Source organism: Serratia sp. BIGb0163 (assembly GCF_024809935.1).
Classification (GTDB): domain Bacteria; phylum Pseudomonadota; class Gammaproteobacteria; order Enterobacterales; family Enterobacteriaceae; genus Serratia; species Serratia quinivorans.
The window spans coordinates 1-20,630 of the sequence record NZ_JANUDZ010000006.1; the positions used below are offsets into that span (position 1 = coordinate 1).

Annotated in this window: 17 protein-coding genes; 8 read left to right on the forward strand and 9 right to left on the reverse strand. The window is 54.3% G+C overall.

Features of this window, described 5'->3' with window-relative positions:
• From M2406_RS18910 to M2406_RS18920, 3 genes are all read left to right on the forward strand, one after another.
• Positions 1–588 (forward strand): transketolase-like TK C-terminal-containing protein (locus tag M2406_RS18910; RefSeq protein ID WP_310473632.1); only part of this gene is annotated, 588 nt, incomplete at its 5' end.
• A 632-nt stretch (positions 589–1,220) separates the two neighbouring features.
• Positions 1,221–1,769, forward strand: coding sequence for an urease accessory protein UreE (ureE, locus tag M2406_RS18915; RefSeq protein ID WP_189636435.1), 549 nt, complete (start codon positions 1,221–1,223; stop codon positions 1,767–1,769).
• Positions 1,770–1,883: 114 nt separating this feature from the next.
• Complete coding sequence (locus tag M2406_RS18920) at positions 1,884–2,306, forward strand: helix-turn-helix domain-containing protein (protein ID WP_012146194.1); 423 nt, start codon at positions 1,884–1,886, stop codon at positions 2,304–2,306.
• A 49-nt stretch (positions 2,307–2,355) separates the two neighbouring features.
• Here the strand turns inward: M2406_RS18920 and nudK are convergent, their stop codons facing one another.
• The 6 genes from nudK to napF all read right to left on the reverse strand — a co-directional run bounded on the left by nudK (position 2,356) and on the right by napF (position 7,433).
• A complete protein-coding gene (gene nudK / locus M2406_RS18925) occupies positions 2,356–2,931 on the reverse strand; it encodes a GDP-mannose pyrophosphatase NudK (protein ID WP_012146195.1) in 576 nt (191 codons plus the stop codon).
• 131 nt (positions 2,932–3,062) lie between these two features.
• A complete protein-coding gene (gene napC, locus M2406_RS18930) occupies positions 3,063–3,680 on the reverse strand; it encodes a cytochrome c-type protein NapC (protein WP_012146196.1) in 618 nt (205 codons plus the stop codon).
• Positions 3,681–3,691: 11 nt separating this feature from the next.
• A complete protein-coding gene (gene napB, locus M2406_RS18935; protein WP_012146197.1) occupies positions 3,692–4,141 on the reverse strand; it encodes a nitrate reductase cytochrome c-type subunit in 450 nt (149 codons plus the stop codon).
• Positions 4,142–4,196: 55 nt separating this feature from the next.
• Positions 4,197–6,683, reverse strand: a complete 2,487-nt coding sequence (napA, locus tag M2406_RS18940; RefSeq protein WP_259191016.1) for a nitrate reductase catalytic subunit NapA — start codon at positions 6,681–6,683, stop codon at positions 4,197–4,199.
• The gene (gene napD / locus M2406_RS18945; RefSeq protein ID WP_012146199.1) at positions 6,680–6,946 is read right to left on the reverse strand and encodes a chaperone NapD; all 267 of its coding nucleotides are present in this window, start codon (positions 6,944–6,946) and stop codon (positions 6,680–6,682) included. The genes napA and napD overlap by 4 nt, the downstream gene beginning before the upstream one ends.
• Positions 6,936–7,433, reverse strand: a complete 498-nt coding sequence (gene napF / locus M2406_RS18950; protein WP_012146200.1) for a ferredoxin-type protein NapF — start codon at positions 7,431–7,433, stop codon at positions 6,936–6,938. The genes napD and napF overlap by 11 nt, the downstream gene beginning before the upstream one ends.
• A 542-nt stretch (positions 7,434–7,975) precedes the next feature.
• Between napF and narQ the strand changes: the two genes are divergently transcribed.
• Both narQ and narL read left to right on the forward strand, forming a co-directional pair.
• A complete protein-coding gene (gene narQ, locus M2406_RS18955; RefSeq protein ID WP_259191017.1) occupies positions 7,976–9,658 on the forward strand; it encodes a nitrate/nitrite two-component system sensor histidine kinase NarQ in 1,683 nt (560 codons plus the stop codon).
• A 429-nt stretch (positions 9,659–10,087) separates the two neighbouring features.
• Positions 10,088–10,720, forward strand: a complete 633-nt coding sequence (narL, locus tag M2406_RS18960; protein ID WP_012146202.1) for a two-component system response regulator NarL — start codon at positions 10,088–10,090, stop codon at positions 10,718–10,720.
• Between the two features lie 26 nt (positions 10,721–10,746).
• Here narL and M2406_RS18965 read toward each other — a convergent pair whose 3' ends face one another.
• Positions 10,747–11,025, reverse strand: coding sequence for a helix-turn-helix domain-containing protein (locus tag M2406_RS18965; RefSeq protein WP_017893610.1), 279 nt, complete (start codon positions 11,023–11,025; stop codon positions 10,747–10,749).
• A gap of 282 nt (positions 11,026–11,307) precedes the next feature.
• Here M2406_RS18965 and acrD point away from each other — a divergent pair, with 282 nt between their 5' ends.
• Positions 11,308–14,445, forward strand: a complete 3,138-nt coding sequence (gene acrD / locus M2406_RS18970) for a multidrug efflux RND transporter permease AcrD (protein ID WP_017893611.1) — start codon at positions 11,308–11,310, stop codon at positions 14,443–14,445.
• A gap of 120 nt (positions 14,446–14,565) precedes the next feature.
• Here acrD and ypfM read toward each other — a convergent pair whose 3' ends face one another.
• Positions 14,566–14,625 (reverse strand): protein YpfM, encoded by a 60-nt coding sequence (gene ypfM, locus M2406_RS18975; protein ID WP_112349006.1) that lies wholly within the window; start codon positions 14,623–14,625, stop codon positions 14,566–14,568.
• Positions 14,626–14,863: 238 nt separating this feature from the next.
• Complete coding sequence (locus M2406_RS18980; protein WP_049767923.1) at positions 14,864–16,903, reverse strand: TonB-dependent receptor domain-containing protein; 2,040 nt, start codon at positions 16,901–16,903, stop codon at positions 14,864–14,866.
• A 394-nt stretch (positions 16,904–17,297) separates the two neighbouring features.
• Here M2406_RS18980 and M2406_RS18985 point away from each other — a divergent pair, with 394 nt between their 5' ends.
• Together M2406_RS18985 and M2406_RS18990 are read left to right on the forward strand one after the other, a co-directional pair.
• Positions 17,298–18,368: a YncE family protein gene (locus tag M2406_RS18985; RefSeq protein ID WP_259191018.1), complete on the forward strand. Its 1,071-nt coding sequence runs from the start codon at positions 17,298–17,300 to the stop codon at positions 18,366–18,368.
• Between the two features lie 8 nt (positions 18,369–18,376).
• Entirely contained in the window at positions 18,377–20,548 is a 2,172-nt protein-coding gene (locus M2406_RS18990) for a TonB-dependent siderophore receptor (RefSeq protein WP_259191019.1), read from the forward strand.
• Positions 20,549–20,630 lie beyond the last annotated feature (82 nt).

Sequence of the window (20,630 nt, forward strand, 5' to 3'; positions counted from 1 at the left end):
GGCCCGACGCACCAGCCGGTTGAGCAGATGGCCAGCCTGCGCGTGACCCCGAACATGAGCACCTGGCGTCCGTGTGACCAGGTGGAATCGGCGGTAGCCTGGCAGTACGGCATCGAGCGCAACGACGGCCCGACCACGCTGATTTTCTCACGTCAGAACCTGACCCAGCAGCCGCGTACCGCAGAGCAACTGGCCAACGTTTACCGTGGTGGTTATGTGTTGAAAGACTGCGCCGGGACGCCGGACGTCATTCTGATTGCCACCGGTTCGGAAGTGGGTATCACCGTGGAAGCGGCAGACCAGCTGACTGCGGCGGGCCGCAAGGTGCGCGTGGTCTCCATGCCGTCTACCGATGCGTTCGACAAGCAGGATGCGGCGTACCGTGAATCCGTGCTGCCGGCGGCAGTGAGCGCACGCGTGGCGGTAGAAGCAGGTATCGCGGACTACTGGTACAAGTATGTGGGCCTGAACGGCACCATCGTGGGCATGACCAGCTTCGGTGAGTCTGCCCCGGCAGAGCAGCTGTTCAAAGAGTTTGGTTTCACCGTGGACAACGTGGTAGCCAAGGCGCAGGCACTGCTGAAATAGTTCCCTCTCCCCCTGGAGAGGATGACGCCATCAGCCCGGCACATTGCCGGGCTTTTTCGTTCTGGCTGAAGCTCTTTTTATATTTCATATTCCCCCCCCCAAATTGAGTTAATCATAATCAGGTATCTTATACCTTTGTTTTATTAAAACTGACGTCACAGCAACCATAAAGATATAATTAAAATAAAATAACTCCCGCGATAGTTTATTAAGAAATCAGTTGCGGTGCCATTTATTGATTTTTAATGCCATTATTTTTATTGCAAAACAGCACATTAATAAATACCTCATATAACCAATGAGACTGTGATCCTTCGTTCAAGTCGGGCGCATTTAAATGGAAAAAATAAAAAAATTCAATATAATTATATCGTTATAAATAAAACCATAAAAATACAATAGCCAATGACTATCGAAACTTGCTTTTTGATCGATGACACCGATAGATTTAATCGATCAAAAGAAAGAAATTAATAGATTGAACGATACGAATATAGCGTGTAATTTTCATTCCTATTTTAAAACCCAGAAATATCAAAATAAAAAAACAAAAAGAAAATGTATCCTTCCGCATTTGGAATCACCAAGAACAATTACACATGGATAGTTACACTCAACATGAAGGAAGCGCCATGATTATTATCAGTGAAATACTTGGAAACATAAATAAGAACAAAGAGTGGCAAGACAAGATCCGTGGAACCTCTCCAGACTACCTCATACTGGATTCGGCACAGTTGGAAAAAGAATGTCATCAATACTCTACCCATGATGGGCTAAGACTGGCCATATTTATGCCACCCAACAGCAGGCTGGCGGATGGAGACATTTTAATCTGGGATGAAGAGACCGAAATCGCCGTTATCGTGAAGGTTATCTCACATGACATTATGGTGATTAACCTGCAACGCCTGCTCTCCACCAATTCAGATGCCATCATTCACTATGCATTCAAACTGGGTTTGATTTTAGGACAACATAAACTGCACGCCATGATAAAGAATAATCTGGTTTATGTCCCGATCACTATCGCCACCAGCACGTTAGACACCATGTTCAAAGAGAACAGTTTCCACTCGCTGTCCTATTGGTATGTCAACGGCACCGATATTTCTTCGCTGTTAACCCCTAATGAAATTGATCTCCTATTCGACGGTATCTTTCCCTATCGCCATGTATGACGTCAGGGTCTCACCCCGTACACCGCCAGCATTCTTTTTATAAATCAGAGGTCATTCACCCAAACGACAGAACATGAACGCCCCCAAAAGTCTATGCGATAAAAGGAGTTTTCCATGGCAATTAATATGAAGATTTTTATTAATGAGATGCTTAAATGGATAGAGGGCAATTTGGGAGCCGAGCTGAATATAAAGACCATTGCAAAAAAATCCGGCTACAGCAGATTCCACATTCAACGGCTTTTCAAGTTGCATGCAGGGCTAACGCTTGCCCAATATATCAGAATGCGGCGCGTCACTGAGGCGGCGATCGCACTGAGATTTACCGACAGAAAAATCATGGATATCGCACTGGATTATGGCTTTGACTCTCAACAGGTTTTTACTCGGACATTCAAAAAACAGTTAAAAACCACGCCAGGCGAGCTGAGGAGAAGCAAACAATTAAACAATAACCGGCTCTGTTACTCATTGTACATGCCGACGATGGTGCAAAAACCCTCGACAATCCAGCCTAACGCCCACAAGCCTAACTAACGCACGTTGGATTCATCTCGCCGTTCGCCGGCGAGATGAATAGCCTGTCTCAGTCCATAATCCGATGAATTTGCAGGTACTGCAGCAGCATAATGGTCTTGCCGTCTTTCATGCGCCCGTCGGCGATCATCGCCACCGCCTCGGTGAAGGGCAGTTCCACCACTTCAATATCTTCGTCTTCGATACCGCCACCGGCCGCATGACGCTCGTCGTCGTGGTATTCGGCGATAAAGAAATGAATAATTTCAGTCACGCCACCCGGCGACATATAGGCTTCGAAAACCTTCTTCACCTCACCGACCTGAAAACCGGTTTCTTCCACCGCTTCACGTCGCGCGCACTGTTCCGGTGAATCCGCATCCAGCAGGCCCGCACAGGCTTCCAGCAGCATGCCACTCTCATTGCCGTTAACATAGGTCGGCATGCGGAATTGATTGGTCAGTACCACCGTGCCCTTGGCGCGGTTATACAGCAAAATGGTCGCACCGTTACCACGATCGTAGACTTCGCGCATCTGCTGAACGGAACCGCCATCCTTGCGCTTGAGATCAAAAGTATATTTGTGCAGTACATACCAGTTATCCGACAACAGCTCTTTTTTCACATTCTCAATTTTCGCCGACATGAACCCTTCTTCTTTTCCGTTAGCTGAAACGCAAAAATGATACCGCGATTAAGCTTCGAAGTGACAACGGATTTGCAACAAAAAACCCCGTAGCTCATACAGAACCACGGGGTTTTTACCCTCAAAAGTATTTAGAAGCCGTTGGGTACGTCGCGCATATCCGGCAGCTTATGGGCGATCCCCTTGTGGCAATCGATACAGGTTTTGCCTTCGGTTATCGCCTTGTCGTGCATCTTCGCCGCCACGGTTTTTTGCGCGGTAAAGTCCATATATTCAAAATTATGGCAGTTGCGGCACTCTTGCGAGTCATTGGCCTTCATTCGTGCCCATTCATTGCTCGCCATCGCTAACCGATGCTGGTCAAATTTCTGTGGCGTATCGATCAGCCCGAACGCTTTGGCGTACAACTCCTTGCTGGCCTTAATCTTACGCAGCATTTTCGGCCCCCACTCATGCGGCACGTGGCAATCCGGACAGGTGGCACGCACGCCACTGCGGTTGTTGTAATGCACCGTGCCCATGTATTCCTCATAGACGTTTTCGCGCATTTCATGACAGCCAATACAGAACTGTTCGGTATTCGCTGCTTCCATGCCGGTATTAAAACCGCCCCAGAAGATGATGCCGGCGCCAAAGCCGAGCAACAGCAGCGTACCCAGCGCCAGGCGGCTTGGCCTGCGCCACCAGCGCCAGATCCGCAACAGGCGGCCGGGCTTTTTCTCAGTGGTGGTGTGTTTGTCTTCGCTCATAGCTCCCCCGCTTAATGCCCAAAGCCCGGCATGGGCTGGAAATCATTGCCGACAATCGGCGCCGCATCGGTTTGCGGTACGTGGCACTGCAGACAGAAATAGCGACGTGGCGCGACTTCACTCAGCACCTTGCCGTCCCGGTCCATAAAATGCGTCGGGCTGATACGCGGCGCACCGGTGGTGCGGTAATGTTCCACGCCGTGGCATTGCAGGCAGCGGTTGGTGTTCTTGCTGATCTGATAGCCATCCACGCTATGCGGGATCATCGGCGGCTGATTGACGTAGTTCAGCGCCATCCGTTCCTGCTGCTTTGGCATCGAAATCGGCCCGCTGGCAGTCGAGGACACTTCCGGAGACTTACTGAGATCGACATCACTGGCAGCAAACGCCAGGCCGGCAAAGGCCAGCGACAACAGGGTCACCCACAGGGCAAACGTCTTTTTCACAACAGGGCTTTTCATTTTTATTTGGCTCCCGGGTCATTAAATAAGGTGTTCATCGCGCAATTCGTCAGCCTCACACCTTCTCCAACTTCACCGCGCATTTCTTGAAATCGACCTCTTTGGAAAGCGGATCGGTGGCGTCCAGCGTCAGGTTATTGACCAGCTGCGCCGCATCAAAGAACGGCATATACACCAGCCCTCTTGGCGGACGGTTGCGGCCGCGAGTTTCGACCGTGCTGATCAATTCGCCACGGCGCGACAGTACCTTGACCTTCTCGCCGCGGCGCAGGTTGCGGCTTTTGGCGTCCAGCGGATGGATAAACACCACCGCCTGCGGGAAGGCACGGTGCAGCTCGGGTACCCGGCGCGTCATCGAACCGGTATGCCAATGTTCCAGCACCCGACCGGTGGATAACCAAAGGTCATATTCTTTATCCGGACTTTCCGCCGCCGGTTCGAATGGCAGCGCGAAGATCACCGCCTTGCCGTCCGGCTTGCCGTAGAAACGCACTTCTTCTCCGGCTTTAACGTAGGGGTCAGTACCTTCGCGGTAGCGCCACAACGTCTCTTTGCCATCCACCACCGGCCAGCGCAGACCGCGAGCCTGATGATAGCTATCGAACGGCGCCAGATCGTGCCCATGACCGCGACCAAAGCCGGCATATTCTTCAAACAGCCCTTTTTGCAGATAGAAGCCGAAGTCGCGAGCTTCATCGTTAAGCTGATCCGCCGGGATCTCCGTCAGCGGGTATTTATTGACCTCACCGTTGGCAAACAGCACGTCGTACAGCGTTTTACCGCGATATTCCGGTTTCTGTGCCAGCAGTTCGGCCGGCCACACTTCTTCCACCGTAAAGCGTTTGGAGAACTCCACCAGTTGCCACAGATCGGATTTGGCCTCGCCCGGCGCTTTCACCTGCTGGCGCCAGAACTGAGTACGGCGCTCCGCATTACCGTAAGCCCCCTCTTTTTCCACCCACATGGCGGTCGGCAGGATCAGATCGGCTGCCAGGGCGCTGACGGTCGGGTAAGGATCCGACACCACCACAAAGTTGCGTGCATCACGCCAGCCCGGCATCCGGTCTTCATTGATGTTCGGCCCGGCCTGCATGTTGTTGTTGCACATCACCCAGTAAGCGTTCAGCGTGCCGTCTTTCAGCGCGCGATCCTGCGCTACCGCATGCAACCCGACTTTGGCTGGAATGGTACCGGCCGGCAGTTGCCACTTCTGCTCGGCGGTCTGCCGATGTTTTTCGTTGGTGACCACCATGTCGGCCGGCAAACGGTGGGCAAAGGTGCCCACTTCACGGGCGGTGCCGCAGGCGGAAGGCTGGCCGGTCAGTGAGAACGGCCCACAGCCCGGTTTGGAGATTTTGCCGGTCAACAGATGCAGGTTGTAGCACAGGTTATTGGCCCATACGCCGCGCGTATGCTGGTTAAAGCCCATGGTCCAGTACGACACCACCTTGATGTTCGGATCGGCATACAGTTTTGCCAGCGCTTCCAGTTGGTCTTCCGGCACGCCGCTCATTTTGGCCGTTTTTTCCAGCGTGTAGTCCGCGACAAAGGCTTTGTATTCTTCGAAGCTCATCGGGTCCGAAGCGTCGCTACCGGGGTTTTTCGCCGCTTTTTCCAATGGGTCGGTTGGGCGCAGGCCATAGCCGATATCCGTCGCGCCACGGCGGAAGTTGACGTGCCGATTAAGGAAGTCCTGATCTACCGCGTTGTTTTGAATGATGTAATTGGCGATGTAGTTCATGATCGCCAGATCGGTCTGCGGCGTGAACACCATGCCGTTGTCCGCCAGTTCGAAGCTGCGATGCTCAAAAGTCGACAGGACCGATACGTTGACCTTCTCATTGCTCAGGCGGCGGTCAGTGATGCGCGACCACAGGATCGGGTGCATCTCCGCCATGTTGGAGCCCCACAGCACAAAGGCATCGGCCTGCTCGATATCGTCATAGCAGCCCATCGGCTCGTCCATGCCGAAGGTGCGCATAAAGCCCACTACCGCTGACGCCATACAGTGACGGGCATTAGGATCCAGGTTATTGGAGCGCAGGCCGGCTTTGAGCAATTTGGCGGCGGCATAGCCTTCCCACACCGTCCACTGACCAGAACCGAACATGCCAACGGCCTCTGGGCCTTTCTCTTTCAGGGCCTGCTTGAACTTTTCGGCCATGATGTCGAAAGCCTGCTGCCAACTGACCGGCGTGAACTCGCCTTCCTTGTGGTACTGGCCGTCTTTCATGCGCAGCAGTGGCTGAGTCAGACGATCTTTGCCGTACATGATCTTTGGCAGGAAATAGCCTTTGATGCAGCTCAACCCACGGTTGACCGCCGCTTCCGGATCGCCCTGTGAGGCCACAATGCGGCCGTTCTGGGTACCGACCAGCACGCCACAACCGGTGCCGCAGAAACGACAGGGCGCTTTGTCCCATTTTATAGAGTCGGCGCTGCCTGCCGCCGCCTGCACCACCGTAGGAATAGTCAGCCCGGCGGCTGCCGCAGCGGCGACCGCGGCGTTTGCTTTCATGAAGTCTCGACGACTGAGTTTCATGGCGTTACCTCACCTTGAGTGTCCTGCTGGTGATAAACCAGCGATACCGCCAGCACGCCATCCAAATTGCGTACCGACTCAATTTTTTCCAGCAGCTGATGAGAACAAGCTGCCTGCATCACCACCACCAGCTTGCCGTGCTGCTGGTCCTGGGCCGGAATTTCCGTGTCTGCGATCGCCAGCAAGTCGGCGACCAGCCTTGGAATTTTTTCCGGCCGTGCCTGCACCACCAGCCCGCTGACGTGCCATTCGTTATTCATCATTATTTTCGCTCTGGGTTAGGGTAACGGCACCGGCCGGACAACCGGCGACACAGGCGCCACAGCCAGTGCAGGCCGCGATCTCCAGCACCGGTTGAGCCATTTCGCCCAGACGGGGCCGAAAGCGGATCGCCTGGGTCTCACAGCTATCCTGACAACTGCGGCATTCCACGCCCCGCTGCGCCAGACAACCGCTACCGAATACCGCATGTTGTTGCCAGGGTGTTTCTGCCAACGGGCGAAATAGCGGTTCTTCGCAGGCCTGCACGCAGCGTCCGCAGAAGGTACATTCTGCTCGTTGAAAATCAATTTCGGGAAAACCGCCGCTGCCGCTAATCAGCACCCCGGTTTCGCAGGCGCGAACGCAGGCCTGGCAGCGAGTGCAACCGGTAATAAAAAGGGATTCTCGCAGCGACCACGGGGGGCGGATCGCTGCGGCTGGCTGACGCCATTGTCCACCGAGCAGGTTACGCCGTGACAATACGGTCATGCTGTTTTCCTCGACATTGCAAACACGCCATCGCGCGTAAATATACCCGTCATCTTTCAAGCTGCAGCGTTGTTACCTGCACTCGCTCACCCCAGTTACTTACTAAAGTAAGCGCCTGGGGATGAGCGAGCTGGCCGCCTAGCTGCAGCTTGAAAGCTATAGGGTATAGAACCTGTTTTTGTATTGTTATTGTAGTCGTTACCAAAGAGTTTCCAGTTGTCGTTAAAGACATTAAAAACGGCAGGCATAAACCTTGATAAATACGGGGGTAAGATAATATCAGTTCGGGGGGTATATAATCCCCCTAAAGGGGTAAATGCAGGAGTAGTTTGCGCCAGATCAATCAATTACCGATGGGGGGCGGAATTTTAGCCCTGCGATTTCCACTTACTCGCTATCTAGTTGATTATACAGCGGCCACCTTTTGTGACGATGGCAGCCAATTTCATGCAAAACGCTACGCATTTTAGTTGCAAAACTTATAATTTTGCTTTCGAATGAAACCCGGTGATGCTCATCGCCCGCGAGAAAAGGATGCATGATTGCTTGTTAAACGTTCAGTGACCAGCAGCCTGGCCAAGGCGCTGTTTTGCATTGTGATTTTGTCCGTGCTCTCTACCGGGCTGGCGCTAACCACCGTGGCTGACAGCCTGCGTGACGCCGAAGCGGTCAACATTGCCGGTTCGCTGCGCATGCAGAGCTACCGGCTGGCCTACGATCTCACTGGCCCGGCTCCGGAGCTGGAACAGCATCTATTACAATATCGGCAATCCCTGCAGGCCCCGGCGTTGCAGAAGTTGGATCGTTTTTACGTGCCTGCGGAAGTGCGGGAAAAGTACCTGTCTTTGCAGCATGCCTGGCAACCCTTGGCGCAGCAGATCCAGGCCGGCCAGTCGGCCGACTATCAGGCCAATATCGCCGGCTACGTTAACCAGATTGACCATTTCGTGTTGGCGCTACAGCGTTATTCCGAGCTGAAACTGACTATTGTGGCGGCCATCAGCGTGCTGGGCTTTATCGCCATCATCGGCCTGGTGCTGTTTTGCATCCGTTTTATGCGCCGTCAGGTGGTGGCACCGCTGAAGCATCTGGTGGATGCCAGCCAGCGCGTGCAACAGCGGGACTTTAACCACCCACCGCTGGATACCGCCCTGCCGAATGAGCTGGGCGTTTTGTCGCAGGCCTTTACCGCCATGTCGGGCGACCTGGCCAAGTTGTATCAGTCGCTGGAGCAGAAAGTGCAGGAGAAAACCCAGCGTCTGCAACAGGCGAACAAGACGCTGGAGGTGCTGTACAACTGCTCGCAAGCACTTAACGTGCGGCAGATAGACCAGCAGGCATTTGAGAAGATCCTGCACATCGTGCGCCAAAGTGAAGATTTGCACTGCATCCGGCTAAACGTGGCGGACAGCCTCAGCGAGTGGCAATTGCGCAGCGGCCGCCCTTCGCCGACGCTGGCCTGGCAATCGCTGACCATTATCCAGGGCGACAAACCGCTGGGTGAACTGAGTTGGCAGCATAAGGAACAGCCACCACATCCGCACCTGATGCAGAGCGTGGCCAATATGCTGAGTCGTGGGGTTTATTTTAACCGCGCGCAGAAACAGCATATGCAATTCTTGCTGATGGAAGAACGTGCCACCATCGCCCGCGAGCTGCACGATTCTCTGGCACAGGCGCTGTCGTTCTTGCGTATTCAGTTAACCCTGCTCAGGCGCACGCTGGCGGACAGCACCCCAGAAGCCCAAGAGATTATTAGCGATTTTGACCAGGCGCTGGCCGACGCCTATCGCCAACTGCGCGAACTGCTGACCACCTTCCGCCTGAACATTCAGGAGGCCGATTTGAACACCGCACTGCACCAGTTGCTGGCGCCATTAAAGGTTCTTACTGACGCACGGATTCAGTTACACTGTCGGCTTTCTTCCCAGGCGCTCAATGCCCAGCAGCAGGTGCATGCGCTACAGATTGTGCGCGAAGCGGTGCTTAACGCCATCAAACATGCCCAAGCACAGGAAATCGTCATTCGCTGCGAAATGACGGCCGAGGGTGATAACAGCATCAGCATCGCTGACGACGGTTGCGGCATCGCCAGCCTGAATGAACCTGAAGGTCACTATGGTCTGACCATCATGAGCGAGCGCGCTGCGCGACTGGGAGGAACGCTGCGCATCCAGCGGGGTGAGCCGGACGGCACGGAAGTCCGCCTGACATTCCCGCCATAAAATCAGGACTGTTCACTCTTCGTTACGGTTTAGCTGAGTCTAACGGTCTATTTCAGGATGTTCGTAGAGATAAGCTGCATCCCGTATTTGCACGTGAGCACCGCTGGCGGTCATTTGGACGCGCAGCAAGGCGCGAGTCGTGAGGTTTGGTGGGCCAAATAAGCGGCTCGTAACACAGGTGCGCGTTCAAATGGCCCCAGCCCTTCGGGTCGCGCCCCAAAAACCCGTACTCTGTGTTGTCGGGTTTGAACGTAGGCCCGCTATGTCCTGCCCCCTCCGCCTTGATTACGGGCTTTTGGGTCTGCGACGGTGCCACGGTCAAATACGGGATGCAGCTTAATCGCCACTATTTTATAAGAGTCTGTCCCACTGTGAAGCGTGCTGCACGGCGCGTTTGAGTGGCTTTACTCGCTACAGGGAGCATATTTCATGGTGATGAAGAATTACCGAGTGATGATCGTCGACGACCACCCGCTGATGCGCCGCGGCATCAAACAACTGCTGGGGCTGGATCCGCTGTTTAGCGTGCTGGCCGAAGCCAGCAACGGCAACGAAGCCATTACGCTCGCGCTGCAACACACGCCGGACGTGATCCTGCTCGATCTGAATATGAAGGGTTTGTCCGGCCTGGACACGCTGAAAGCGCTGCGTAATGAAGGTGTGGATGCCCGTATTATCGTGCTGACGGTGTCAGACTCACGCAGCGACGTGTACGCGTTGATCGACGCCGGTGCCGACGGCTACCTGCTGAAAGACAGCGAACCGGAACAGTTGCTGGAACACATTCGCGCGGCGGCGGAAGGAAAGAACGTGATCAGCGACGCGGTCGCGGACTATCTGTCATCCCGTAGTGAACAACACGACCCCTTTGCCGAACTGACCGAACGCGAGCTGGACGTGCTGCAGGAAGTGGCGCGTGGCCTTTCCAATAAGCAGGTAGCGGCCCAGTTGCACATTTCTGAAGAGACGGTGAAAGTACATATTCGCAATATGCTGCGCAAACTGGATGTACGTTCACGCGTGGCGGCAACGGTGATGTACCTGGAGCACAAGAGTCAATAATCTCTCCCCGGCATGCCGGGGAGGCTTTATTCGATGGCGGCAAGCAGCGCCTGATGATGCTGGTGAACCCAGCCCTTGTTGATCGGTCCCCAGTTTTCCAACTGATAGAAACCGTCGTTATTACGTACGCCCTGCTGAACAAACTGCAGCTCTACCCCCAGACCGGGCAAGGCTTTCAACACGTCTTGCAGGGTCCGGCGCGGCCAGCCGGTCAGCTCCATCAGACGCGGGACGTTTGGCCGTTCGCTATGGCTAATCAGCCAGCACAGATAAAGACGACGGGCAAATACCGGGTTAATTTCCATGCCTTGCTCCTGCATTAAAGTGAGTCCTGATTATTTTTTGACAACCCCGAATACTCAGGCCATTGATTGTCATTAAATTGTCTTAATCGCGCCGTTAACGGTAATGACAGTGTAATTAGGGGTTTCTTCTACCGTTATTTACATTATCTCCTTTTTTTCTCCACGCTTTCCCCCCCCTTCACGCGTAAAGTGCATAAGTGCCGGAATCCTTCCCAGCCACTGAGAAAACGCAATTCCGATGCGTCTTAAAGATAGAACAAGTCATAACGAGGTTCGCGCTGCATGGCCAATTTTTTTATTGATCGCCCGATTTTCGCCTGGGTCCTGGCAATTATTCTTTGCCTGACCGGCGCCTTGGCGATTTTTTCCTTACCGGTGGAACAATACCCGAATCTGGCGCCGCCGAACGTTCGCATTAGCGCCACCTATCCAGGTGCTTCGGCACAGACGCTGGAAAACACCGTCACCCAGATTATCGAACAGAACATGACGGGCCTGGACAACATGATGTATATGTCGTCGCAGAGCACCAACACCGGGCGAGCCACGGTAACGCTGACCTTTGAAGCAGGTACCGACCCCAACGAGGCGATGCAGCAGGTACAAAACCAACTGCAGGCGGCGATTAAACGACTGCCGCAGGCCGTGCAGACCCAGGGCGTAACGGTATCGAAATCCGGTGATACCACGCTGATGATGGTGGCCTTCGTTTCCACCGACGGCAGCATGGACAAGCAGGACATTGCCGATTACATCGTTTCCAATCTGCAGGATCCGCTCAGCCGCATCAACGGCGTGGGCAGTATGGACGTTTACGGTTCGCAATACGCCATGCGCATCTGGCTCGATCCCAACAAACTTAACAGTTACCAGCTCACCACCCAGGACGTCGTCAGCGCGATCCAATCGCAGAACGCCCAGGTCGCCGTCGGTCAGCTCGGCGGTACACCCTCCGTCGATAAACAGGCGCTTAACGCCACCATCAATGCGCAGTCTCAGTTACAAACGCCTGAACAATTCCAAAAAATTACCCTGCGAGTCAACCAGGACGGTTCATTAGTCACGCTTGGCGATGTTGCCACCATCGAACTCGGTGGCGAAAACTATGACTATCTCAGCCGCTATAACGGCATGCAGGCCGCCGGCATGAACATCAAGCTGGCCTCCGGTGCCAACGAGTTGCAAACCGATCAGTTGGTGAAGGATAAAATCGCCGAGCTGTCGCAGTATTTCCCGCATGGGCTGGAGGCGAAGGTCGCCTATGAAACCACCCCGTTCGTTAAGGCCTCAATCAAAGACGTGGTAAAAACCCTGCTGGAAGCCATTGTGCTGGTGTTCCTGGTGATGTACCTGTTCCTGCAGAACTTCCGCGCCACGCTGATCCCGACCATCGCCGTGCCGGTAGTGTTGATGGGCACCTTTGCCATTCTTTCGGCCTGCGGATTCAGTATCAACACCCTGACCATGTTCGCCATGGTGCTGGCCATCGGGCTATTGGTGGATGACGCCATCGTGGTGGTGGAAAACGTCGAACGCGTGATGAGTGAAGAAGGCCTGTCGCCCAGGGATGCCACTCGCAAATCCATGGGGCAGATCCAGAGTGCGCTGGTCGGCATCGCCATGGTGTTGTCGGCGGTGTTTATCCCAATGGCGTTCTTCGGCGGTACCACCGGCGCCATTTACCGCCAGTTCTCGATCACCATTGTTTCTGCCATGGTGCTGTCGGTGCTGGTGGCGATGATCCTCACCCCTGCCCTGTGCGCCACCCTGCTCAAACCCATTGCCAAAGGCCACCATCACGGCAAGCGCGGCTTCTTCGGCTGGTTCAACCGCATGTTCAACCGCAACGCCGACCGCTACGAGCGCGGCGTGGCGCGGGTGCTGCACTCCAGTGTGCGTTATATAGTGATTTACCTGTTACTGCTCGGCGGCATGGCGTTACTGTTTATCAAGTTGCCGACCTCCTTCCTGCCGCAGGAAGACCGCGGCGTATTCACCGTCCAGGTGCAATTGCCGCCGGGTTCGACCCTGCAGCAGACCACCAAAGTGGTGGAAAAAGTTGAACACTATTTCCTGACCAAAGAAAAACAGGACGTGCTGTCAGTGTTCTCTACCATTGGCGCCGGCCCCGGCGGGAACGGGCAGAACGTGGCACGCATGTTTATTCGCTTGAAAGACTGGGATTTGCGTACCTCCGGTGCCAACAGCTCATTCGATATCATCGATCGCGCCACCAAGGAATTTAACCAGATTATCGAGGCGCGGGTGATTGCCAGCAGTCCACCGGCGATTACCGGTCTGGGCAATTCTTCCGGCTTCGATATGGAACTCGAAGACCACGCCGGTCTGGGTCACGACAAACTGATGGCGGCACGCAATCAACTGCTGCAACTGGCCGCCGCTAACCCGCTGCTGTCCCGCGTGCGCCACAATGGCCTGGATGACAGCCCGCAGCTGCAAATTGATATTGACCAACGCAAAGCCCAGGCGCTGGGTGTTTCAATTGATGACATTAACAACACGCTGTCGACCGCCTGGGGCTCCACCTATGTTAACGACTTCGTCGACCGCGGTCGGGTGAAAAAAGTCTATGTGCAGGCCGCCGCCCCGTTCCGCATGCTGCCTGGCGACATCGATAAATGGTTCGTGCGCAACAGCGCGGGTGGCATGGTGCCGTTCAGCGCCTTTGCCACCTCCCACTGGGAATATGGCTCCCCACGTCTGGAACGCTATAACGGCAGCTCAGCGCTGGAAATTGTGGGCGAAGCGGCAGAGGGTGTCAGCAGTGGTACCGCAATGGCCGAAATGGAAAAGATTGTCAGCCAGTTACCGACCGGCTTCGGTCTGGAATGGACCGCCATGTCCTACCAGGAACGCCTGTCCGGCTCGCAGGCACCGGCGCTGTATGCCATTTCGCTGTTAGTGGTGTTCCTGTGTCTGGCGGCACTGTATGAGAGCTGGTCGATCCCGTTCTCGGTGATGCTGGTGGTGCCACTGGGCCTGATTGGTGCCGTTGCCGCTACCTGGCTACGCGGACTGGAGAATGACGTTTACTTCCAGGTCGGGATGCTGACCATCATCGGGCTGTCGGCGAAAAACGCCATTTTGATCGTCGAATTCGCCAACGAGCTAAACCAGAAAGGTCAGGATTTGATGTCAGCCACATTGGAAGCCTCACGCATGCGCCTGCGGCCGATCCTGATGACCTCGCTGGCCTTTATCTTCGGCGTACTGCCGATGACCATCAGCAGTGGGGCCGGCTCAGGCAGCCAGCATGCGGTGGGTACCGGGGTAATGGGCGGTATGATTTCCGCCACCCTGCTGGCAATTTACTTCGTACCGCTGTTCTTTGTGCTGGTACGCCGCCGCTTCCCAGGCAAGCCGGCAGCCACCGCCAAAGCGCAAGACGTCGCGCAATAGCAGGCAAAAAAAAGCAGCGTCGGGAAACCGATGCTGCTTTATCTCGAACGAGTGTCTCGTTCCCAGGGTGCTTTAATCACGAACAAATAAACCAACCTTGTTATCAACCTCAACGCAGTGTCAGTTGCCTAACATCTCTTCGATGAAGTCTTTCCAGTTTCCCAACTCACGATCAACCATAATAATTTACAACCTCAATTAATAGACGAAGCGAATTCTACGCCTGTTTTTTGAGCAAGTGAAGAGCTTCGGGAACGATGCCACCCACGAAAACCGGGGATAGTGCACATTTTCGTATTTATCTGATCAATGGATATTCCCGACTATTCCCTTCAGGTATTAACTCATCAAATCAGCGGCAGAAAAGATCTAACCCGGCCGCAGTTGGCAAGCGGCCGGGTAATTTACTCGGCAAAAGTTAGAAATCGACACGTAAGCCGAGGTTATAACGGCGGCCTTCCAACTGCGGATATTCTCCCCAACTGGTGGTGCGTTTTGGCGCACTATCGAAAATGTTGTACACGCCCGCCATCACCTGGGTGTGTTTGTCGAAGTGGTAAATTACCCCGCTATCGAGCAAAGCATAAGCGCCATAGCGGGTATGGTCGCCGGTCTCCTCATTGCGGCTGCGATAATTGACTTTGGACCAGACGTCCAGCGCCGATGTCGCTGCCCACTTGGCGGATAAGTTGGCCATGTGTTTCGGGAAGTCATTCAGGGCATAACCCTTATTAACGCCGTTTTTCTGTTCGCTTTTGTTGAAGGTGTAGTTGGCGCTAAAACTTAGAAGGTCCGTGGCCTGCCAGTCTGCGTTAAGCTCAAGACCGTAGACGTTGGCCTTGCCAATATTGAAATACTTATCGATGGATTCTGCGCTATACCCGTTAACCACGCAGGGGTGGTTCGCGCTCGCTTCACAGATATTCACCTCCGCGATCTTGTCCTTGAAGTCGGTATAAAACACCGTTGCGTCAAAAGAGAGATCGCGATTGTTGTTCCAGTACAGCCCCAGTTCGGTGTTCAGGCTGGTTTCCGGTTTCAACTCGCTGTTGCCTACCGACAGATAGGGATAAGGCGGGTTACTGCCACGCGGCGTAATGAATTGATCGGAGTTTTCCCGCAGCGACGGTTTTTTATAGCCGGAAGAAACACCGCCCTTCAGCGCCCAGGCTGAATCGAGGATCCAGTTGCCATAGAGTTTCGGGCTAATGTGGGTGCCAAAGTAGTTGTCGCGATCCATACGCGCCGAGGTAGTCAGTGAAAAATCATCAATATTCCATTGTCCTTCGGCGAACAGCGCCCAGCCGTCGCGCGAGATTTTGGTGACGGGCTCAATCCCTGGCGCCCGCTTGCTGTCAGCATAGAAATCGTCATTCAGCGTTTCACGGCTGTAGTTGGCGCCAAGGGTCAGGTTGTGCTCACCCAGGCTTAGCTTGGCCTGGCTGTTCAGCACATAATTCTCGCTCTGAATATGCTGTGGCGCCAGCGTGCTGGTGTGGAAGGTCGACTCGCCTTTTTCGTACTGGAAATAGCTGGTGGTGGCCACGCTATCTTCCGCATACCAACCCGAGTGGGTCAGGCTCAGGGCGTCACGATCAAAATCCCAACCCCAGGGCGTACCGCCACCTTTTTCCGTCCGGCTACGTTTTTTCTCCCCTTTAACCAGGTTCAGATCGAACAAATTGGTCTCATTGGCGGCAAAGCCGAGCGTCATGTCGATCGACTTTTTGTTGTTCTTGCTGAACGAGTTGGGTTTTTCGTCCTCGCGTCGATCGAGATAATCTGCCGACAGGCTGAGTCCCAGAACATCGGGTACCAGTGGGCCCATCAGGAACAGGTTGGTCTGTTGGGTATTACCGAACTCCTGATGTTGTTGCAGGAAACTGTTTGCAGCGATCGAGCCCATCCATTCTCGTACGCCAAACGGCTTTTTGGTAATGACGTTGACCACGCCGCCGATGGAGTCCGAGCCGTACAGCGATGACATCGGGCCACGGATCACCTCAATACGATCGATGGCCGCCACCGGCGGTAAAAAGCCGGCTTCAGTGCCGACATTCTGGCCATAGGGACGGGATTCGCCGGTATTCTGCTTGATGCTGTTGACCATGAACGAGGTGTAACTCGAGTCCATACCGCGGATCATAACGTCGCCGGAAACCTCAGTGCCGGCACCATTGCTGACCGACACGCCAGAAATATCCTGAACCGCTTCGGCCACATCGTGGCTGTTCTGCTTCTCGAGCGTCTTTTGATCGATAACCGAAATGCTGGCCGGGGCATATTTCTTGTTCTGCTTGAATCCGGAAGCGGTGACCACCAGTTGGTCTTCCTGCGAGGCGTTATTTTTCTGCTCTGCCTCCCCTTCCTGCGCATAAGCTTGAGGGGCAATAATCAATACCAGCGCCATTGCTCTGGCTATTTGGCTGCGTTTTCCCATGAAGTGTTGATCAATCATAACTATTCCTAATAAAACCTGTTTCCGATTGGTGTTGTAGCCCGCAAAGCATCCAAAAACGGCGGCGTAACAAGAAGTGAGTGGCCAATACCTGCCCACTGCGCACATCACCGGATAACCCCTGTTGATAGTATTTTTATTTACAGTTCTTAACAGTTGGCGGCGAATATAGCGGATATTTTCCCGCATTAAAACGAAATGAAAATCATTACATTCATTAAACAAACGGGAAACAAGATCGCTTAATAAGTCTATTTTATAAGGGCAAACGAATAAATTACTTATATTTCAAATACAAACACAACTATCACTGTATGATTAATTAAATGATATTGATATTAATTATCAATATCATTAGCATCCCTGAATCGTAAACTGATGTAAAGGAATGTATATGAAATTATCCCTGTTCACCCCAGGCAAAGGTTTCTCTTTCAGCACCCTGACTTCCGCCATGCTGCTGCTGTCTTGCTCAACGCTGGCGGCTGAGCTGCCAGAAAGCCATTTCCAAACCAAACCGGTGGGATACGGCCTGTATGAGCTGGCATTTGATGGCCAAAACAACAGCCTGTTTGCCGCTTCTACCCCTTCATTCGCCAAAGGCAAAAACAGCGGCATTGTCTACCGTATCAATCCGGCCACGCTGGCCACCGATGGGAAGATCATCACCCAACGCCGCGCCTTTGCCACCGCGCTGGATGAAGAACGCCATGTCTTGTACATCGGCAACACCGTCGACGGTTCAGTAACGATGATCGATACCCAGAGCGGTAAAGAACTCGCTACCGTCCAGCTCAGCGAAAGCATGAAAGAAGACCAATTCGTCCCGACGCGTGAAATGGTGCTCGATAAGAAAAATCAGCGTTTGTATGTCTCTGGTACTTCGAAGAAAGGCGTACTGTGGGTGATCGATACCGCCAAACGGGAAAAAATTGCCACCATCAGCGACGTTGGGGAATACCCTACCGGTCTTGCTCTGGACACCGAACGTGGCCATATCTACTGCGTTAACGGCGGCGGTGAACTGATTACCCTGGACGCCACCAGCCACAAGATCCTCAAGCGTCTGGTGGTGGAACCTGCTAAAAAACACTTCTTCTTGAATATCAGCCTGGACAGCAAAACCGGCCGTGCCTTCCTCACCGATCCTGACCTGCCGAAGGTGCTGGTTGTCGATATCAACAGCGGCAAAATCCAGCACCAGATTGAGGTGATCAACTCTCTGGCCGTGCTGTTCAACCCGGCACGCAGCGAAATCTACATCACGCACCGCGAGGCCAAACGCATCAGCATCGTGGACAGCAATAGCTACCAGGTCAAAAACAGCATCCTCACCACCGCACTGCCTAACAGCCTGGCCCTTTCTGCGGACGGCAATACCCTCTTTGCCAGCATCAAGCAGTCCAAGGAAGAGATGGAGAAAAAGCAGGATTATCTGCTCAAGATTAATCTCGGCGAACTATGAGGCAGGTAATGACGAGTTTTATGATTCGCCTCTCCGGTGGCGCACTGCTGTGCCTGCCGGTGATGGTGGCGCAGGCTACGGGGGCCGAGCAGGCTCCCCGCCCACAGAAAGAAGAAACCCTGGAAGTGGTCGCTTCGCCGTTCAGCGATGACGGCAGCACCGAGAACACCGGCTCCTACACCACCAGCCAGATGACCACCGCGACCGGCTTGCCGCTGAGCATCAAGGATACGCCGCAGTCGGTTTCGGTCATCACCCGCCAGCAAATTGACGATATCAACGCTTATTCGCTGAAGGATATTCTGCGCTGGTCCACCGGCGTCAGCGAGAGTAACTACGATAGCGAACGCTCCTCGTTCAATTACCGCGGTTTTAGCGTCGATAATTATCAATACGACGGCGTGCCCACCTTCTTTGATTCCGGCTATTCCGGCGGTGAGTCAGAAATTGACTCGATCACCCTCGATCATGTCGAAATCGTCCGGGGTGCCGCCGGTTTGCTGAACGGCGTCGGTAATCCGGGGGCGGCCATCAACCTGGTCAGAAAGAAAGCCTCCAGCCTTTCGCCTTTTGCCCGCGTCGAACTCTCCGCCGGTTCCTGGGATCACTACCGCACCACGGTCGATGTCGGCACACCGCTCAACGACGAAGGCACCGTCCGGGTGCGCGTCGCGGCCGCCGGCGAACGCAGTCACTCGTTTATGGACAGGCATCAGGAACGTAAAGGCACAATCTATGGCACGCTGGAAGCCGATCTTAGCAGCGATACGTTGCTGCGCCTGGGGGCGGATTATCAGCAAAACCGGCCTAAAGCCTCCACCTGGGGCGGTGCCCTGCCGACCGGTTGGTTCAGCGACGGCAGCGAGATCAATTGGGATCGCCACTACAGCGGCGCTTCTGACTGGTCGAGCTGGGATACCACGCTCAGCACCCAGTTCGCGACGCTGGAGCACCAGTTCGATAACGACTGGAAAGGCGTGGCCAACTACACTCATAGCCGTCAGGCTTTCGATGCCAAAATGGCGATGAGCCTTGGTGGGCTAATCGATCCCGATACCTGGGCGGTGAAACCTTCAAGCCCTTATGCCGGGCGTTATGAGGGTTACCGCGATCAGCATGCGGTCGACCTGAAACTGAACGGTGATTTCAGCCTGCTGGGCCGCAACCACAAATTTGTGGTGGGCAGTTCTTCCGCCTGGCAGCACAGTTACAGCACCTATCGTAGTGCCAGCGCCTCACAACTGTTTAGCGGCAGCTTACTGGACTGGAACGGTGGCCTGGGTGAACCCGAGTGGTCGGACAAAATGCCACAGATGGATTACCGCACGCGGCAAATCGGCTTCTACAGCAGCGCTGACTTTTCGCTAACCGACCGTCTGGATCTGGTGCTCGGTGCCCGCTTCAACAGCTTTAAAAACACCACGACCACCACCGCAAACAAGGTCACGCCGTTCGTCGGCACGGTTTATAAGCTGACCGATCAGGTCTCTGCCTATGCCAGCTACACCGACATCTTCAAGGATCAGAACCTGCTCGACAGCAGTGGCCACTATCTGGCACCAATCGAAGGGGTGAACAAAGAGGTGGGTATCAAAGCCGCGTTGCTCAATGACCGGCTCAACCTGTCGCTGTCGGCATTCCGCATCACGCAGGACAACCTGGGCGTGCTGGACGAAGACACCGCCAATCTGGACTGGCTGCAGCAGACCTATCATGAGAGCCAGGGTGCCACCAGCAAGGGCATCGAGTTCGAACTGAACGGTGAGCTGGCCCAGGGCTGGAACGCGCAGTTTGGCATCACGCACTTCTCGTTGAAGGACAAGGATAAGGTTGATCTCAACACCGAGCAGCCGCGCACGCGCATCAACCTGTTCACCACCTACCAACTGACGGGTGCCTTGCGCGACCTGACGCTGGGCGGCGGCGCACGCTGGCAGAGCAAGGTTTACGCCAACGTTAGCGGGGCCGATAACGGTGAAATGGTGCAGCGCAAAGCCGAGCAAGGATCTTATGTCCTGGTCGATGCAATGGCACGCTACAGGCTAACGCCGCAAACCTCGGTGCAACTTAACCTGAACAACGTTTTCGACCAGAAATACTACTCGCAGGTTAATTTCTACAGTACCCGCAACTATGGCGAACCGCGTAACTTCATGCTTACGCTCAAACACGAGTTCTGATTATCCGCAGTAAACTGGCCCCTGACTACGGGGCCAACCTTCCCTCTGTAATGCCTTAGCCCTTGTGCGATGAATTCTTCCG

Excerpts from the sequence above, each read along its gene's own strand:
- napB (WP_012146197.1), bottom strand. The coding sequence starts at position 4,141 with ATGAAAAGCCCTGTTGTGAAAAAGACGTTTGCCCTGTGGGTGACCCTG.
- M2406_RS18980 (WP_049767923.1), bottom strand. The coding sequence starts at position 16,903 with ATGATTGATCAACACTTCATGGGAAAACGCAGCCAAATAGCCAGAGCA.
- napA (WP_259191016.1), bottom strand. The coding sequence starts at position 6,683 with ATGAAACTCAGTCGTCGAGACTTCATGAAAGCAAACGCCGCGGTCGCC.
- M2406_RS18965 (WP_017893610.1), bottom strand. The coding sequence starts at position 11,025 with ATGGAAATTAACCCGGTATTTGCCCGTCGTCTTTATCTGTGCTGGCTG.
- napC (WP_012146196.1), bottom strand. The coding sequence starts at position 3,680 with ATGAGCGAAGACAAACACACCACCACTGAGAAAAAGCCCGGCCGCCTG.
- nudK (WP_012146195.1), bottom strand. The coding sequence starts at position 2,931 with ATGTCGGCGAAAATTGAGAATGTGAAAAAAGAGCTGTTGTCGGATAAC.
- acrD (WP_017893611.1), top strand. The coding sequence starts at position 11,308 with ATGGCCAATTTTTTTATTGATCGCCCGATTTTCGCCTGGGTCCTGGCA.
- M2406_RS18985 (WP_259191018.1), top strand. The coding sequence starts at position 17,298 with ATGAAATTATCCCTGTTCACCCCAGGCAAAGGTTTCTCTTTCAGCACC.
- M2406_RS18920 (WP_012146194.1), top strand. The coding sequence starts at position 1,884 with ATGGCAATTAATATGAAGATTTTTATTAATGAGATGCTTAAATGGATA.
- ureE (WP_189636435.1), top strand. The coding sequence starts at position 1,221 with ATGATTATTATCAGTGAAATACTTGGAAACATAAATAAGAACAAAGAG.
- napD (WP_012146199.1), bottom strand. The coding sequence starts at position 6,946 with ATGATGAATAACGAATGGCACGTCAGCGGGCTGGTGGTGCAGGCACGG.
- napF (WP_012146200.1), bottom strand. The coding sequence starts at position 7,433 with ATGACCGTATTGTCACGGCGTAACCTGCTCGGTGGACAATGGCGTCAG.
- narL (WP_012146202.1), top strand. The coding sequence starts at position 10,088 with ATGGTGATGAAGAATTACCGAGTGATGATCGTCGACGACCACCCGCTG.
- M2406_RS18990 (WP_259191019.1), top strand. The coding sequence starts at position 18,377 with ATGACGAGTTTTATGATTCGCCTCTCCGGTGGCGCACTGCTGTGCCTG.